This window comes from Sedimentibacter sp. B4 (genome assembly GCF_000309315.1).
GTDB lineage: Bacteria > Bacillota > Clostridia > Tissierellales > Sedimentibacteraceae > Sedimentibacter > Sedimentibacter saalensis.
This window is the reverse complement of sequence record NZ_CANG01000080.1, coordinates 1-443: the sequence shown is the minus strand read 5'-3', so window position 1 is coordinate 443 and position 443 is coordinate 1. Positions and strand designations below refer to the sequence as shown.

General features: G+C 69.8%; 1 pseudogene. It reads right to left on the bottom strand.

Going from position 1 to position 443, the window contains the following annotated elements:
• A pseudogene (locus tag BN358_RS25340) lies at window positions 1-310 on the bottom strand (hypothetical protein); the annotation flags it as partial.
• Window positions 311-443 lie beyond the last annotated feature (133 nt).

The window sequence follows — 443 nt, the reverse complement described above, 5'->3', positions numbered from 1 at the left end:
GATCCATCTGCTCGGCGACAAGCAGGACAGCCTCGTTAACCGTGACCCCCTGGGCGCCGTACCCGGTCACCGCATACGCCAGCTGCAGCTGCTCGCGCGCCGCACCGACCGATAGGTGCACCTCGCGGCGGCCGTCGAGGCTGATCAGGTACGCCCCGGCATCATCCAGGGCGTCGACCCGCCAGCGTTCCCGGTTCGCATATCGGTGGCCGGCCTCGTCGACGCCGTTGACCCGGGTCGCGACGATGTCGCCTTCGCTGATCGTCTCGGAGGCCCACTCCCCCCGCCGGTGCAGTGGCGATCGTGTCACCGGTCACGATCCCGACCGCGCGTAGCCGGTCGGCGATCAGCCCGTTGAGCTGCTGCACGTCCGCATTGGTGCCGGCGATCACCAACCCCGTGCCGGCATGAGTCCGCTCGGCCCACTCCTGCGTGATCGCCGT